The organism is Paenibacillus segetis (genome assembly GCF_014639155.1).
In the GTDB taxonomy this organism is placed as follows: Bacteria; Bacillota; Bacilli; order Paenibacillales; family Paenibacillaceae; genus Fontibacillus; species Fontibacillus segetis.
On the sequence record NZ_BMFT01000001.1, the window covers coordinates 3,249,884 to 3,267,390 of the forward strand.

The following is a 17,507-nucleotide window of genomic DNA, read 5'->3' on the forward strand; positions in this document are numbered from 1 at the left end:
AAGCACCCATTCTCATAATAGGTGCTTGCAAAAAACTCTATCATTTCGTTTGAATGACGACCATCTGATGACCATGAATCTCAGGAACCTTATAAGTAACCACACCATCTATTTGCGTATATGGCAGCTGTTCAAGCTGAGGAGCCAGATAGACTTGGCTAACTTCCTCCTCCAATTGAAGCTGAACATCTACTCCGAATAGAGGAATGATATCTTCAATAATTTCAACAGCATCACCACGTCTAACAGGAGCAGCATACAGAAGATGGTTCACATAACGATCTTTCGCAGTTTGGTGTTGCAAAGTCACGATCCCTTGAGCTGGTAGATTCGTAGTCATGGTAGAGCGATTGCCAAGAAGTCTACCCATAGCGTATAGAACCATTTCCTTTAAGATTAAGCTGCCTTTTACAGCGTAATCATGAAATACTTGCCAAGCGATATAGATGCCCGCGCTGCCTTCGGTCATACCCGGACCGCCATACTCTTTGGCGCTCGGCGCATGCTGATGGGAGCAGAAGGTGAAAAGGTCACGGTTAAAATATGGATTTTCTCGTCTTCCAAGCTCGGTCCCACCTGGTAACAGCTTTACCTTTTGTCCGTCCGAATACATCACGAACGCCGCTTCTAGAAGGCTTTTAAGCTTAAACCCTGGTCTGAAGTAGTCTGGCTTATATTCGTTCGCTCCTACCCACTCTGCCCCGCAATCAAATAAGAAAGCGTCCCCGGTAGTGTTTAGCCCCGCTTTACCTGTACATAACAACTTACCGCCATGAGTCACGAAGTCCTGAAGCTTCAACTGCAGCTCATCACCAATAACCGTATAGTCGGGTAATATTATGACTTTGTATGCATTGAAGTCAGCTTCTGCGTCGATCACATCAAATAACACATGACCTTCAAGAAGTATGCGAGCTGCACCTACATCTGATTGTAGCGTGACATCTTTCTGCTCATTCGGCAATTTGGCCATCATAGCTTCCAAAGACAACAGAGCAACATCCGCTACATTCGTAACATCCGAACACCATTCTTCCTTTGCTTCTACCTCACGGTATGCTGCGCCAATGAGCTCATAGGTTGCTTCATCCATCAAACCGTCGGGATGCAGTTGATCCCCTATCGAGCAACTTGCTCCATTCGCAATACTAAGCGCTGCCTCGTATCGAAGAGCATTCGGATGCTTATAGCCTCCAAATTCACCCCAAGTGGTATGGAACTTCCCTGTCATCCCCAAGAACTCCATTCCTAGTGTCTGGGCATAACGTGCTGACAACGGAAAGTGATCATAACCCCAACCGCCAGTCGGTAAAGACTCCAGCTCCAGATGTGTATTCATCTGAGCCAAATCCCGCCGACCCTGAGGGATATGCCCACCATTATGGAATATCGGCAATCCCGGGCGAATGCCATGAATGAGCTCTTTCACCTTCAGGCAATAATTCATATAGACCTGCTCGCCAAGATCAATAATATGCTGCTCATCACGCGGGTCCTTACCATTAAGGCGAAGCTCAGCTAAGCAAGTATGGCAATAACATTTGCGTGCACCGACAATATCGAGGAATATGCCGTCTACATCATAACCTCTGACGACTTCTTCAATCTGCTGAAGTAAGATATCAAGGTAGGGTGTATTCATGCAAAATACGTGATAACCAGGCTGCAGAAAGCCTTTTACCCAATTGGTCTGATCATCCTTGTCTCGAACAAGCCATTCTGGATGTTTAATTGCCAGCTTCTCATCAAGTCCGGCGGATAGATAGACGGGGGTCTTTACGTTAATCTCATGTGCAGCCTCAATCATGGCACCTAACAGGTCGAACGTTAAACCGGGATGCTGCTCATTAGCAACGGAAGGATGATATGCCCATCCATGGTGGCACTTAGAGAATACGGTGATCGAGTCCACCGCACCCAGCTTGAGCATGCGCTGAAAATTTTCCTTAGAGAACTGCTTACCGATGTTCGGAATGGCTTCTGATGTATGAAAATCGAGATGTACTTGTCTGAATCGCATGTTATTCGCTCCTCTTTGACTTCTTCTCTTCTATCAGCGAGCTTCAAGCATTTTAATGCAATCCCATTGTAGTCGTAGTCTTCGTTAAACAGGATTAGGAATAAAATGACCACCACGACAGTGTTTTAAATAATTCAGTGCATGTACTTGGCCTGTCATTTCCAACTCATCCCTATACACGGGGTCATGCCAGCCCTCAATATCAATGGTGCCTTTATAATCCGCCTGTCGCAAAATAGTAATAATATCGCTCCAGTTACTGTCCCCAAATCCAGGTGTGCGGTGCCATACATACGGTTTAGGTCCATGGATACCTTGCTCTTTGATGACATCCCAGGCAATCGTCGCATCCTTGCCATGTACATGAAAGACTTTATCTACCCATTTACGAAGCTGCGGAATCGGATCAATCAAGCTTACCATCTGGTGGCATGGTTCCCATTCCAGTCCGATATTGTCGCTTGGAAGAGCGTCAAACATCATCTCCCAAGCGGACGGATTGTGAGCGATATTCCAATCGCCAGTCTGCCAGTTACCACCCATACTACAATTTTCAAAAGCAATTCGAACACCGCGATCTTCTGCTCGTCTCGCCAGCTCTCCGAATACTTCTTTGTACCTTTGAATCGACTCGTCAATTGGACGGTCCGTCAAGCGTCCGGTAAAACCAGTGACCAGGTCTGTTCCAAACAGATGCGCATGATCAATAAGTCGTTCCCAGCTTGCCAAAGTATCCGCGCTATCTCCAGCTCCAGTAAGGGTATTACCGTATACACCGATGGACGAAATAACGGCATCATGCTTTGCGGCGAGTTCTGTTATCGCTTTGCTCGCCTCTTTGAGATCCATACCTTCCGTTGATCTACCAAAGGTTAAGCTAAATGATTCAAACCCATAGGGTGCAATTTGGGGAATGACTCTTACAGCGTCTTTACCACCTACAAGGGTACCAATTCTTAACTGTTCCATCTGCTCATCACTCCATATCTGCTCATCATAAACCCTGAATAATATCTATTAATCCAAATACACAGCCTTACCTGTTTGAGCAGATTCATAAATAGCCTCTAGGATTTGAGATACCACATATGCTTGCTCAGGAGTTACAACCGGGTCCTTATCCTGTTCGATCGCATCAATCCACAATCTTAACTCGATATCAGGGCCACTTTCTGCTTTACCTTCATAGAAGGCTACGCCGCCTGCACCGAGATCAATTTTATTCTCATAAAGACGACTAAATTTCTCGCCATTTATTCGAAGACCGTCTTTCATATCGGCGCCTGCTTCCGTTCCGCTCAAACTGCACTTAGCTTCGTGCACATCAAGCGTGTTGAGGGCCCAGCTCGATTCCAACATGATCGTAGCACCATTTTCCATAACAATCATCCCAAAAGCTGAATCCTCAACAGTAAATTTCTGCGGATCCCATGGTCCCCAAGCGTTCGCAGCATCTTCTTTCTGCGAGAGCTCATGATATTTGGTGCCCAAAACAACCTTTGGTTTGTAGTTATCCATCATCCAAAGGGTTAGATCCAGCGCATGAGTACCGATATCGATGAGTGGTCCTCCACCTTGTTTCTCTTCGTCAAGGAATACGCCCCAGGTTGGTACAGCTCTTCTTCTGATGGCATGAGCTTTTGCAAAATAAATATGACCCAATTCTCCAGCTTCGCAAACCTTCTTCATAAATAAGCTGTCTTGTCTGAACCGATTGTCATACCCAATCGTTAATTTCTTACCTGTACGTTTGGCTGCTTCGACCATTCTCTTAGCCTCTGCTGCTGTCTTTGCCATCGGCTTCTCGCACATGACATGCTTGCCTGATTCGAGTGCGGCGATGGAAATCTCAGCATGTGCATCATTGGGGGTAAGAACATGAATAATATCAAGCGAGCTATCTTTCAATAGTTCTTTATAATCCGTATAGACAGTAGCCTCATCATTTCCGAACTTCGCTGCAGCTGCTTCAGCCCGTTCTTGAACAATGTCACAAAAAGCCACGACCTCTACTCTCTCTTGCTTACTCAAACTAGGCAGATGTTTCCCATTCGCAATTCCACCACAGCCAATAACTCCTACACGATACACTTTACTCATTTATTCTCACCCTCATTTCTAATTTGTTTGATTCAAATTACGATAAGTAGCAGGGGTCATCCCCAGACGCTTACGAAACACAGTGTGCAGGTATGTCGCATTCGTAAACCCTTCAGATTGAGCGATTTGCTCAATTGGGACGGGACTTTCTTCAAGTTGACGACAGACGGCTTGTAACCGGATATCCTCAAGGACCCGACTAAATGAACGATCCGGATCCATATGCTTAAATATTCGTTGTAACTGCCTAGAACTGATATTCAGCTTTTCAGCAACATTCTCCAGGGTCACGGTTGCCGAATGATTCGCTTGCATATACTGAATCGCATACTGATAGCGGTAAGTTAACATATTTCGAACCGGCGCTGCTGCTCCAACTCCGCCTGAATCATAGGCCCTAGTTACTTTTAATAAAATACTAATTACAAGATGTTTAATAGAAGTATAGTAACCCGTTAACTTACCCTCACAAGCTTCATAAGCTTCCAGAAAACACTTCATCGCCTTGTGATAATCCTGGGCAGGAACAAGTGGAAGCTCCTTCAGCTTCTGGACACATTCTTCAGCCTCAGCAGCCTCCCAAGGATCCACACCATCTCTAGGTTTTTCTACAATAGTTACATGCAGACAAAGCTCATCCATCGCCTCTTCAGCATCAGCTTCCTGATAATGCATGACGCCAGGGCCTGTTAAATACAACATTCCCTCTGATAATGGATACATGTGATCACCAAGAATGACCATCCCTTTTCCCCTTGGAATAAGATGAAATTCGAATTCGGCATGATTATGAAAATCAATGACTCTGCCTGGCGGGAAAGAGGTCAAATGAAACCGAAGAACTGAAATCTCATAATGTCCCCACTGGATAGAAATATCCAACCTTTCCAGCATATCCTGTCTTTCAAACATGATCTCGAAGGGAAATTTACTCAAGGTGATTCCTCCTAACAGCTGTTAGCTTTTAAGCGTTTAATTGTGATAACGAAATGACACGGCCCTCTTTAGCGGAACGATTCGCTGCATCCATTAAACCGGTAAGCTCAACAGCAATTTGAACATTTTCTACGGCCAACGTATCATTTTGAATATGACCCACCCATTGATGGAACGCACTTTCCCGCTTGTTATAGAGCGGCATCTCGGTCCAAGCATTTGCTTTGTCTGCTGCTTTATTCGTTCTTAGAAGAAGCTTCTCTTCAGGTGTTCCGTATAATAAAGTCCCCTCGGTTCCATGGACCTCAATGGTAAACGGTGAATGACTATTCACAAATCCCGCTTCCACCACACCGATAGCTCCTGATTCTGTATACAAAGTTACTACGGCATTATCTTCAACTTCCTTGCCCGTTACATATCCAAAGTTAGCGCTTACAGCAGTGACTTCTTGACCTAAGAACAGCTTCGTTAAATACATCGGGTGACATCCAAGATCAATCAACGCCCCACCTCCGCATTGTTCCAAACTGTAGAAATGCTCTGGCAACCAGCTAGCAATCGCTCCATTATGGGATAAGCGAACTCTGACATAAGTAATGTCTCCAAGCAATCCTTGGCTTAAAATATCTTGAATTGATAACGTATACCCATCATTTAAGCGAGGCAAAGAAACAGTTAATTTCACCCCATGATCAGCAACCTCAGAAATAATCTCATTAACCTCGGTCAACGTTGGGGCAATGACCTTTTCTGTGAAAATATGCTTACCCGCTTTAGCAGCGGCAACTATAACCTCTTTATGAATGTTCGTTGGAGCATCTACAATGACAGCATCTATGTCCTTTTGGGCAAGCATGTCATCCAGTGACTCATAAAAAGGAACATTTAAACTGTCTGCCGCCTTTTTTCCACGCTCCGGATTTTCGTCCCAGACCGCAGCTATTACCGTATCTTCATGCTCCTGAGCTTGCTCTGTATATTCCCATGCATGCACATGCCAAAAGCTGATTTTACCAATCCTTATGCTCATTTGCCTGTACCTCCATTATATATTATTCTGACATCTAAGTATAAATTAACACATAATAAAGGCGTTTATTAGTAGGTAATTACGACAATTAATATATAATATTACGACATCGATTTTCATTCATACATGTATCCAAAAAAAGCCCCGTCGTCCCTCCCTATGAACACCAGAAAAGAGCGTCAGTTCTTCTTATCTCTTACTTTTCAATGAATTTTTACGATTTAGAATTGAGGAAGACAGCTAAATCTTGAATTTGATAGGTTCCCTCTTCCTTATTCCCGTTAAACTCACGAATCACCAGTCGGAGGGCCCTCACTTGTTCAACTTGGTCAAAAGTAACTTCACACATTTCTAAATCTTCTTTGTCATTTCTCCAATCAACATGGCCGGATGCTGCAACTTTATGCCAATCGGCAAGACCATCTTCAGATACATCAATATCCCACGCCGTTGGCCCTTGCTTTAAACCTGCCCGCGTCGTTAAAACGACGGAATCAAAGACTTGTGGTTCCATCCAATCCAAGTATATATAGTGAGGCAATGATTCTCCTGGTTTACTAATTAAAGCCGTGTTAGGATCACCATCATTAATATAACAAATGTGCGACTCTGCGTTATATAAGTCACCCCATGTAATATCGTTACCTACACCGCTTATTGCATATTGAGCGAGGTTGCCCTCTTTTCCTGCGATAGGTGTTAGTTCCTGCGGCATTCCTTCACGTTTATACACCCGGAAATAATCAACTAGATACTCCTTCGGATAAGGGATCGAGCGATCCAGATCGCCAATCCATCCTCCATCGCCATCATTAATTTGCAGCAAAGTGACCATCGGATAGTCTGGTGACTGATCAATTTCCCAGTATAGCTCATGGTCCAAGTAAAACCTCATGCCCGATTCATCCCACTCTAACCCGTATACGTGAAAGTCCTCGGACAAATCCTCCGCGGTAGCATATGGAATATGCGCGTATTTCAATTTCGTATCACGTAAAGAGTGGAGTGTCGTATTCAACAATTTCGTATCTTTACCATTTCGAAAATATCAATTTCAGCGTTTTGCTCTTTCTGATTTTCGAATCCGATCATCCACCAAGCAGAGTTCAACCCGCTTCCCTTGGCTACCTTCGCCCGCACCTCGAAATAGCCGTATTTCGTCACGAGGTTCATGAACGCCCGGTCATGATGGTCGATACCTAAATCATCTCCATAACGATGCAATCCATCTCGCATTCCAGTTACGATAGCAGACACACGTTGTTTGTCATTAGGTAGCTGCAACACGATACAACTATCGCGTATTTCATAGACGGCCTTGACCTCTTCTTTGTTCTTCCAATGAGATAAGCCATAAGGTGAAAACTTAGCTGGATCAAGCGTAGGCTCATCGAACTCATCTTGGAACACCAGTATCCAGCCTTCTTTATGCAATGGATCTCCCACGTCCGTCATTTTCACTCACTCCTGAATTTAATAAGGATATATTGCGTTACTACAAGCGCTTACACAACTAGCTTTAGTTCATAGTTTACTGCGCTAGTTCATGGAAGTATTTAGCCCAAAGTAACACTTATGCGGCCAAAATAACCCCTATTTATTCTTCTAAAGGAGAGACGATGTCTAGTGAAGATATGAGCGTTGCGTTAAACTGGCTCAAACTAATTCCCATTCGTTTTTTAAACATGCGACTAAATGAATGCAGGTCGGTATACCCAACTCGGCTCGCAATTTCGCTAATCGTAAGATCGGTATGAATGGCTAGTTGCTTTGCTTTTTCTATGCGAATAGTGACAAGATAATCGGAAGGTGTAGCACCATAACTTCGGCGAAATTGGCGGATGATATAATTTCTACTTAATCCCGTCATTTTGCTTAATGTATCCAATCGAATCATCGAACTATAATTTTCCTTAATATAATTACAGATTTGCACCATCTTCGCATTATTTTTCGTGTTTAACTTTGGCGGTTCTTCTGTAGGACGGATAGTAGCAGATTCATATATGATTTGTAGCAATAGTCCCTGTGCTAACATACTGCTTGCAATCGTTTGCTGTTGTATGGCCTGAATTAATTGGATTAGTTTGCCTAACAAACTTCCTTCAGCATCATTTCCAAGATAAAGGTCTTCTCCAATGATGGATTCCAGCGGAGACTGTGAAAGTCCAAAATGAAATGAAATGGTTACACCGACATAAGGGGCACTTTTGGAGGGCTGTAATGAACGAATGGCATTCGGCGGGATCAAATAGATATCCCCTTTTTTTATCTCATATTTGACGCCATCAACGATATTTTCGGCCATTCCATCCACACCATATAACAACTGATATTGCATGATCTCCTGCTCCGTCATAAACCAACCCGCTGGAGGCTTGTACATATGTGCAAGTGTAATGTACGGCGGATGATAGAATTGATCCTGTAATAAGGGAAGAGTCTCTTCAGGACTAAGGACAGGGAGTTTATCGAGCATCTCGAACCACCTTTTCCGCAAAATATTATTTCAATCCATGTAATTGTTTGAATTGTTCCGGTGACATTCCGGTGTATCGCTTGAATTGCGCACTGAAATAACTAGGATGGTCAAAACCTACCATTTGTCCAATCTCTTGTATCCTTTTTCCTGACTCTCTAAACAGGAGCGCTTTGCTCAGATTGATTCGTTCTTGATTTACATACATCATAGGCCGCATGTTTAAGGTCTTTTTGAATAGCAGACATAAATACTGTGGTGTTATCATCGCGGTGTCCGCAAGCTCTTGCAATGTAAGAGGTTCATGAAGGTGTTCTTCAATATACCTAAGAACAGGTGCAAGCCGATCCAGTTGGCGATCCATTGTACCTGCACCAACTAATTGCTGACTTAGATCAAGCAAGAAGGAATACAGCAATTTAGAGAACTCCAGCTCTAGCGATTCCTGTCTAGATTCAGCAATGACCAACATCGCCCACAGCTTGGAGAGTAGAGTTTCTCCATTCACTTGCCTTACACCTGAATCGTGGATACCACCGTAAGTAAGCATACGCTCTGCTTCACGCCCATTAAAAGACACCCACACCAATTCCCAAGGAGCCTTGAGTGGTCTATAGGAATGGGGTACACCAGGGAATAGAACAAAAGCATATCCAGGACCAACCCTCATATGTCTGCCATCAACGAATAACTCCCCTTCGCCACTGATCACTTGATGATATTGAAAATCAGGGAATCCTTCACTTCGCTCCATTTCATCTTGATGATCCCAATACCCTGCAGTTGTTACATACACAGGTAACTGCGTCGTCCGCTCGTCAACCTTGCCAAAAATAATTTTACTATCCATGGGAACTCCGTTTCATATTGTGATAGTGAGTTGAAAATCATTGCATTTATTTAATAAATTTAGGCATCTATAATGTGAATATAATATAAATACATTATAGAGCAGGAGTGCATTCAATGCGACAAAAGCTTGTCTATACCCCACCAGTTAATGGATACCCTGAATGGAATAACAATCCGGAACTATTCCAAATCAACCGATTGGACGCACATGCTCCATCGATCCCATTCAATACAATGGAAGAAGCATTACAAGGAGATACCAAGGCTTCCTCCAACTATATGTCTTTGAATGGCTTATGGAAATTTGCTTATGCAGAAACTCCAGATCAACGTATCTCTACGTTCTTTGAACTGGATTACGACTGCAGCACGTGGGCGGAACTTCCCGTTCCTGCACATTGGCAATTAAACGGCTACGATTACCCTCATTATACGAATGTTCGATATCCTTGGAGCGAAAGAGAACCCGAGCTGAAACCACCATTTGCTCCAACTCAATTTAACCCGGTGGGCTCGTATGTACGTACTTTTTCAATCCCGGAGGATTGGGTGGAACAACCTGTCTTCATCAGCTTTCAAGGTGTGGAATCCGCCTTCTATGTCTGGCTTAATGGCGAACTAGTTGGTTATAGTGAGGACACATTCACTCCGGCGGAGTTCGATCTAACTCCTTATCTTGCCCAGGGGGAGAATAAGCTAGCGGTTGAAGTATACAAATGGTGCGATGCAAGTTGGTTGGAAGATCAGGATTTCTGGCGCTTTAGTGGTATTTTTAGAGATGTATATTTATATACGACACCAAAGACACATATCTATGATTACTGTGTTCGAACAGAACTTGATGCTCAATATCAGAATGCTGAATTCCAGCTTGATGTGAAACTGATTGATTATTTCGAAAGCACCTCCGGAAACGTCACGGTTGAAGCCAGGCTGTATGATCACGAGCATAAGCTTGTATTCGATAGTCCACTTTCGCAGATGGTCAACTTCCATGATGCATCTACTCAAACGTTAAAATTTACAACTACCGTCATCGATCCATTGAAATGGAGTGCTGAACAACCCAATCTATATACGTTGATCTTATCGCTACACAATCACAACGGAGATTTGCTTGAGGCCATTTCCTGCCGGGTGGGTTTCCGTAAGTTCGAGCTGAAGGACGGCTTAATGAAGATCAATGGGCAGCGGATTGTATTTAAAGGCGTTAACCGCCATGAATTCTCATGCGATGAAGGCAGAGCAATAGGTGTCGACGACATGATCCGAGATATTCAATTAATGAAGGCCCATAACATCAATGCCGTTCGAACATCTCATTACCCGAATCAAACGATATGGTATGACCTGTGTGATGAATATGGTCTTTATGTCATCGATGAGACAAACCTGGAAACACACGGGTCGTGGAATTATGGGCAGACCGAACTCGGTGAAATCACCGTGCCAGGAAGTAAACCTGAGTGGCGTGAGAATGTATTGGATCGATGTAATTCAATGTTTCAACGGGACAAAAACCATCCTTCCGTTGTCATATGGTCACTTGGTAACGAATCATTTGGTGGAGATAATTTTATCGCTATGCATGATTATCTTAAGCAGCAGGACCCTACACGACTTATCCATTACGAAGGTCAATTCCACTACCGCGCAAGTAGCGCAGCTTCCGACATTGAAAGTACGATGTACGCCAAACCGGTTGAAGTGGAGCAATACGCCCTAAATGATCCTAAGAAACCTTATATTATATGCGAGTATAGTCATGCGATGGGTAACTCTTGTGGTGGTCTACATCTCTATTGGGAACTGTTTGAAAAGTATGACATTTTACAAGGTGCGTTTATTTGGGACTGGATCGATCAGGCAATTAGAATTGAGCACGCAGATGGGACTGTACAAATGGCTTACGGGGGAGACTTTGGTGAATCACCTCATGACGGGAATTTCTGTGGAAATGGCTTAATCTTTGCAGACGGGTCTGTATCTCCGAAGCTATATGAAGTGAAAAAATGCTACCAGAACGTCAAGTTTGAAGCCGTTGATATAGAACGTGGATGTTTCCGCGTAACGAACCGCAATCTATTTATTGATCTAGCAGAGTATGATCTGAAGTGGGAAGTAGCTTGCAACGGCAAAACAGTTCAAGCTGGCCAAGTCGATCTTGCTGTACCAGCGGGAGAAGCTGCTGAAATTACCGTTCCTTTTGACCCTACAACTGAAACGAGCTCAGCAGGCGAATATGTGCTGACACTCAGCATGGTACTTAAAGAAGCTACGCTGTGGGCAGCAGTTGGGCATGAAGTTGCCTGGGAACAATTCGTATTACCTGCGTCTAGTTATGAGCATCAACCAGCCCAGACAACAAACAGTAGCATTGTTCATGTGCAGGAGCAGGCGGATCAATTGATCGTTCAAGTTGCAGATATCTCCTTACAATTCAATACGTCTAACGGTTGTCTATCCTCGATTCAGAACGAGGGCGAAGAGCTTCTACTTGAGCCCGTACGTCCAAACTTCTGGCGTGCTGTTACGGATAACGATTTGGGTAACAAGCTTAACGAACGCTGCGCCATTTGGAGAACGGTATGGGATACGAATACACTCCGCTCATTTGAATGGAGTAAAGATGGAGAAGACGTTATCGTTCGTGCCGAGTACTTATTGCATACCGAGCCTGTCTCCTCACTTACATTGGAGTACAAAGTCGGTAGTAATGGATCCATCAACGTATTTGAAGAGTTCTCACCAGGCCAAGGGCTGCCGGAAATCCCCGAGATCGGAATGTTATTTGTGTTAAAAGATTCGCTCAATACCGTATCGTGGTATGGGCGTGGACCTCATGAGAACTATTGGGATCGCAAAACGGGAGCACGCCTTGGTTATTTCTCGGGACGAATTCAGGATCAATTTGTCCCTTACATCCGGCCTCAAGAATGCGGCAACAAGACGGATGTTCGCTATGCTAACATCACTCAAGGGACGGATGGCGCTGGTATCCATATCGAAGGTGACCCGGTACTAGAACTTAATGCCCTTCCATGGACACCAAATGAACTTGAAGCTCACGATCATGTGTATAAACTACCTGCTAGTAATAAAACAGTAGTACGCGTGAACCACAAACAAATGGGTGTAGGTGGAGATGATAGCTGGAATGCACCAACACATGAAGAGTTCACCCTGCCAGCGGGTACAACTTATGGATTCCGCTTTGCATTTCGAGCTATTTAACAGCTAGATGAAAGAACAACTACAAGTTAAGTGAACTATGACCCGTAAGATGGAAACTTTGAAAAAAAGTGATCCCCTTACGGGTCATTTATGTGTTGACATGACAAAAAGAGAACCGCTCGAGAGCGATTCCCTTTATTTCCTGAACTTATTCCGTTAATAACTCTTTCATTCTTGCTACAGCTTGGACACGACTATTCACCTCTAGTTTCTGATAAAGGTTATGTACATAGCGTTTGACCGTCCCTGGAGCAATAAAGAGTTGTTCGGCAATTTCACTGTTCGATCGTCCTTCCGTGATCAAGAGCATAATCTGCTTCTCCCGTTCGGTCAAAGAAACCAAAGCTGTATTGTCATCATTCCGACCAGCCGCTCGCTTCTGTCTTAGACTCGAAGTAGTCAAGCTGAACGCTTGAAGCAGACGTTCTACATAGATGCTCAATACTTCCTCATCTAATTGCTTCTCCTTCAACCACCAGCTTAACAACCGTAGCAGTGGTTTGCCTTCGTCTAGGAAAATACGAATATATCCTTCTGGCTCCGCTAGCTTTAAAGCCTGATCTATTCGTTCAACTGCGAGCGAATGCTGCCTAAGGGCATAATGAGACAGTCCAATCAGGAGTAGAATTTCGATCTGGCTCCCTAGACGATCCGTCCGCTTGGCTTCGTTTAATAGCACGGTTAACCACCGAATAGCTTCTTCTTCCTGATGATTAGCCATTAGGACACGCGCGAGTGTCACATGTTCGTACTCTCTTTGCACGCTACTTTTGTCTTGTACCTGTAGATGACGTAAGCGAATCCACTCTAGACCTGCCTCCACATCTCCTCTTGTCAGCTTGATCCGAATAAGCCTCGCCTCAAGTAACAACTGCCAATACGGCGAATGAATAGCCTCCATTTCACTTATGGCCCCTGTTATCGTCTGCTCTGCTTCCAATAGATGACCTTCAGCCTGATAGATCTTGGATTGCAGTATGTACCCTGGAGTTATCACACCCAGATTAGGCTCGATAACATTTGCAGACAAACATTGATCCAGTGCGATCCTCGCTTCATCTAACCGATTCCATTCGTAATTCAAATCAGCTAGAAACACAAACCCATGTCCTTGCAACGTAGCGTGGATGATAGCTCTTCGTTCTTCGGAAGTTGAGACCAGTGAGATCAAATGAGCCATTTTCTTCAATCTACCGCCAAACCCAATCGGTCCGCGATACAGCAGTGCTTCACCTAAATTAACAACATGTACAATCGAAGGAAACCGCAATAATCCCTCTCGGTTGACATCCAGTGCTTGGATAAACGAATCTACATTCCCCTGGTAGAAATCGAGCGATGCACCATATAGCCCCATCCGCATCTGGACTTCCGTCCTTACCTCGGGAGCAAAACTAGATGCCTCCACAGTAAGGATCTGTTCAACACGTTCTAGGAAACGTCTAGCATCTGTAATATGACCCGACCTTGCCATGGCTCCCGCCTGAAAATAAAATAAATCAGGACGACGAATAATGTTCACCAGCGGAGTCTGTTCCAGCCATAGCTTAAGCCTCAACTCTTCTCCTTGTGTGATAATCGCAGAGAAATTCTGTTCCATCATTTGCGCCGCTATATCATGGTCACCGCTATTTAGCGCATGTTGGATCGCTTCTATAAACAATCCTTGGCTCTCATACCATCGGTAGGCTCTACGATGCAGTTCAGAGATTTCCTCAGCGTTACATTTATGTTGTAATCGTTCCCTCAGCATATCAGCAAAAAGATGATGATACCGATACCAGACCCGGTTATCATCCAGTGGTATGAGAAACATTTGAGCGCTCTCAAGCGTATGAACTAATTCAGCTGAATGAGGGTTCCCTGTAACTGCTTCAGCAAGCAACGCACTGAACCGATCCAATATAGATGTTTGCAATAATAAAGACTGAAGTTGTTCTGATTGCCTTAGCAGCACTTCATCCATTAAGTAGTCAAGCACATAGCGATGATTACCAGCGAACGACTCTATAAAGGAGGAATGATCACTTCTCCCCGACATGGATAGGAAAGCAAGGATCAGACCTGCTGCCCATCCTTCCGTCTTCTCTTCCAATAAGATAAGATCTTCCGAAGAGAGCACGTGACCCAGCGACTTGTGTTCTAGTGATTTAATCTCATTCCTTGTGAACCGTAAATCTAAGCTATCTAGCTGCATCAATTGCGAACGAACTCTTAAGCGTGATAATGGATAAGAAGCAGGAGGAAGATTTCTGCTCATCAAGATCAGATGAAGATGAGGAGGGAGATGTTCAAGAAGAAAGCAAATACTATCATGAATATCTGGATTCTCAATCACATGATAATCGTCTAGCACGAGAACCAGTTCATGCGATAGTTGATTCAATTCGTGCAACATAAATGAAACCATCGCTTCCACAGATGCGCCGCGGGAGGATTGATAAAAATAATCTGCCCTTCTTATAAAACCAGGTGAACACTTATCAACCGCAGCTACTATATAAGTCCAGAATCGATTGAAATCATTATCTACGGATTCCAAGGAAACCCAGCATGTTTTGATATTACACTGTGTAACCCAGCTACTAACAAGCGTTGTCTTGCCAGATCCCGCTGGAGCTGTAACGAGTATCAGCCTGTATCTCACACTCTCATTAAGCTGCTCCATTAACCGTGCCCTTGGCACATAATGACTGCTAACCGATGGAATTGAAATTTTGGAAGCTAACATGGGTGGTCTCATATGAATAACTTTATCCATATATAATTGTCGATTATTATCCATAAACTAACCTACTTTCCATGAAAAAAGGCACATCTCTAAGATTAATTCGACAATTATCGCTAAACCCCTTTTGAGTTGTCCTATTTTTTCGATAGTTATATTTCATATCCAATATCAGAAACAGACGTTTAAACTGATATCCATTGACTGGACAGTTCGCCAAAAAGGTGTTTAGGGAAGACAAAAAATGACTCCTGTAAAGTACAGGAATCATTACAATGAGTGAGCCTTTGGTCTCAAATACTTGACACGCTGAATATCGGTTTTCCCAGCATTTGAGGCAAGATTCTCTAATTTATTTACTTGCTTATTTCATAGCTTTTGAGAGCTCCGTGAAAATAACACCTAATGCATAAGCTCCTGCATCTGGATAACCAATACTGCGTTCACCTACCGTACCGGCTCTTCCCATCCGAGCAACAATAGCCTCGGTTTGTTGTGCGCCAGATACCGCGGCCTCTGCCGCCTTGATCGACGCTGTCTTGATATCCTCTCCGTGTACAGCGCTATGTTCCCAAGATGAAGCATACGGAACAAGAGCATCAATCAATGTTTTATCTCCAACGACAGCTCCTCTACCAAACGATCTTTCCCCGGTATCTTGAATTCCTTTGACAACGGCAGACATCATACCGGCAATCTCATCAATAGTTAGCGATTGCTTATTCCAGGTATATTTGCTGGCAGCACGGAACGCAGATCCCCAAATCGGACCCGATGCTCCTCCGCAATGCTCCATAATAACTAATGAGCATGCATCCAGAAAACTTCCAATATCCTGTGTACTATGCGATAAAATATCCTTCCACTCTACCTTTAATTGCTTGAATCCCTTGGCGACACTCATTCCGAAATCACCGTCTCCTGCATGGGCATCCAGCTCACAAAAGGGTACCTCATTCTCAATAATGATTTCACTCATTTGATCGATCAGATACTCGATATTGTGCAGGGATAATTGGTTATCTTTAATGATTGCACCCGTTGGGTCCGTCTCATTCTTATAAGAAACCAACTGATTCACGCTTTGTCCTTCCACGACTTCCATAAAATTTACAGGTTCAAAAGGTTCTTGAACGAATAGAGCTGGCGTATTACATGGTTCTGATAACAACTTCTTAAGTGTAGGGTTCAGCTTCATGATCGTGACCGATGCTCCTGCCATATCAATACTGGTCATGTAATTACCTACAAACCCTTTGAATATTTTCTTATTCTTCGCTACTAATTCACGAGTGACCGAATTATTCAGCAAATACAATTCTTGTAGCGGTGTGCCGCCAAATCCATTGATCAACACCGCCACTTCTTGTTCTGTGTCATCCTCCAGCTGCAAGTTATTGAGCAAAGCCGTCACCATCCGGTGAGCTAACTCATCAGCCGATATTGCAGTCTCCCTCCTGATGCCAGGTTCACCATGAATGCCTACACCATACTCCATTTCATGATCTTCAATGTGGAATGTAGGTGAGCCCTTTGCAGGAACAGTGCAAGAAGTAAAAGCAAAGCCAATACTTCGAATATTGTCTATGGCTTGTTGAGCTACTTCTTTTACTTCACGCAAAGACAATCCTGTTTCAGCAGCCGCTCCCGCAATTTTATGAACAAGAACCGTACCCGCTACACCTCTTCTTCCCACGGTATAGAGACTATCTTCCACTGCAATATCATCATCAACTTTTACAAAATCCACTTCGATCCCATCTTCACTAGCAAGATGAGCCGCATTTTTAAAATTCATGATATCGCCGCTGTAATTTTTTATAATTAACAACGTTCCTTTGTTACTGGTGGAGTTACGAATCGCTTGATAGACCTGAATTTGCGACGGAGAAGCAAATACATCCCCGCATACCGCTACATCCAGCATCCCCTTCCCAATAAATCCGGCATGTGCAGGCTCATGTCCACTTCCACCACCACTGATCAGCGTTACCTTATCCTGATTCATTTCACGTTTGGCTATGATTTTATATTTGCTATTAAACACTAAATTCGGATATGCCAAGACTAATCCATTACACATTTCACGAACGAGGGTTTCAGGTTGATTGATTATTTTCTTCAT

General features: G+C 43.8%; 11 protein-coding genes and 1 pseudogene. 1 reads left to right on the top strand and 11 read right to left on the bottom strand.

Annotation, left to right across the window (positions count from 1 at the left end; all coding sequences use genetic code 11):
* Positions 1–40: 40 nt before the first annotated feature.
* The 9 genes and pseudogenes from IEW05_RS15375 to IEW05_RS15415 all read right to left on the bottom strand — a co-directional run bounded on the left by IEW05_RS15375 (position 41) and on the right by IEW05_RS15415 (position 9,418).
* Positions 41–2,020, bottom strand: coding sequence for an alpha-amylase family protein (locus IEW05_RS15375; protein WP_188540296.1), 1,980 nt, complete (start codon positions 2,018–2,020; stop codon positions 41–43).
* An 84-nt stretch (positions 2,021–2,104) separates the two neighbouring features.
* Positions 2,105–2,989, bottom strand: coding sequence for a sugar phosphate isomerase/epimerase family protein (locus IEW05_RS15380; RefSeq protein WP_188540298.1), 885 nt, complete (start codon positions 2,987–2,989; stop codon positions 2,105–2,107).
* 48 nt (positions 2,990–3,037) lie between these two features.
* Complete coding sequence (locus IEW05_RS15385) at positions 3,038–4,120, bottom strand: Gfo/Idh/MocA family protein (protein WP_188540300.1); 1,083 nt, start codon at positions 4,118–4,120, stop codon at positions 3,038–3,040.
* Positions 4,121–4,138: 18 nt separating this feature from the next.
* Positions 4,139–5,056, bottom strand: a complete 918-nt coding sequence (locus tag IEW05_RS15390; RefSeq protein ID WP_229753393.1) for a helix-turn-helix domain-containing protein — start codon at positions 5,054–5,056, stop codon at positions 4,139–4,141.
* Between the two features lie 28 nt (positions 5,057–5,084).
* Positions 5,085–6,089, bottom strand: a complete 1,005-nt coding sequence (locus IEW05_RS15395) for a Gfo/Idh/MocA family protein (protein WP_188540302.1) — start codon at positions 6,087–6,089, stop codon at positions 5,085–5,087.
* Between the two features lie 214 nt (positions 6,090–6,303).
* The gene (locus tag IEW05_RS25800; RefSeq protein WP_373285838.1) at positions 6,304–6,984 is read right to left on the bottom strand and encodes a discoidin domain-containing protein; all 681 of its coding nucleotides are present in this window, start codon (positions 6,982–6,984) and stop codon (positions 6,304–6,306) included.
* A pseudogene (locus IEW05_RS26010) lies at positions 6,961–7,544 on the bottom strand (glycoside hydrolase family 16 protein); the annotation flags it as partial. The pseudogene IEW05_RS26010 and the gene IEW05_RS25800, both read right to left, overlap by 24 nt.
* A gap of 142 nt (positions 7,545–7,686) precedes the next feature.
* Positions 7,687–8,568, bottom strand: a complete 882-nt coding sequence (locus tag IEW05_RS15410) for an AraC family transcriptional regulator (protein WP_188540309.1) — start codon at positions 8,566–8,568, stop codon at positions 7,687–7,689.
* Between the two features lie 25 nt (positions 8,569–8,593).
* Positions 8,594–9,418 (bottom strand): helix-turn-helix transcriptional regulator, encoded by an 825-nt coding sequence (locus IEW05_RS15415; RefSeq protein WP_188540311.1) that lies wholly within the window; start codon positions 9,416–9,418, stop codon positions 8,594–8,596.
* 116 nt (positions 9,419–9,534) lie between these two features.
* Here IEW05_RS15415 and lacZ point away from each other — a divergent pair, with 116 nt between their 5' ends.
* A complete protein-coding gene (gene lacZ / locus IEW05_RS15420) occupies positions 9,535–12,654 on the top strand; it encodes a beta-galactosidase, LacZ type (RefSeq protein WP_188540313.1) in 3,120 nt (1,039 codons plus the stop codon).
* Between the two features lie 148 nt (positions 12,655–12,802).
* Here lacZ and IEW05_RS15425 read toward each other — a convergent pair whose 3' ends face one another.
* Together IEW05_RS15425 and dhaK are read right to left on the bottom strand one after the other, a co-directional pair.
* Complete coding sequence (locus IEW05_RS15425) at positions 12,803–15,439, bottom strand: winged helix-turn-helix domain-containing protein (RefSeq protein ID WP_188540315.1); 2,637 nt, start codon at positions 15,437–15,439, stop codon at positions 12,803–12,805.
* 307 nt (positions 15,440–15,746) lie between these two features.
* Complete coding sequence (dhaK, locus tag IEW05_RS15430) at positions 15,747–17,507, bottom strand: dihydroxyacetone kinase subunit DhaK (protein ID WP_188540317.1); 1,761 nt, start codon at positions 17,505–17,507, stop codon at positions 15,747–15,749.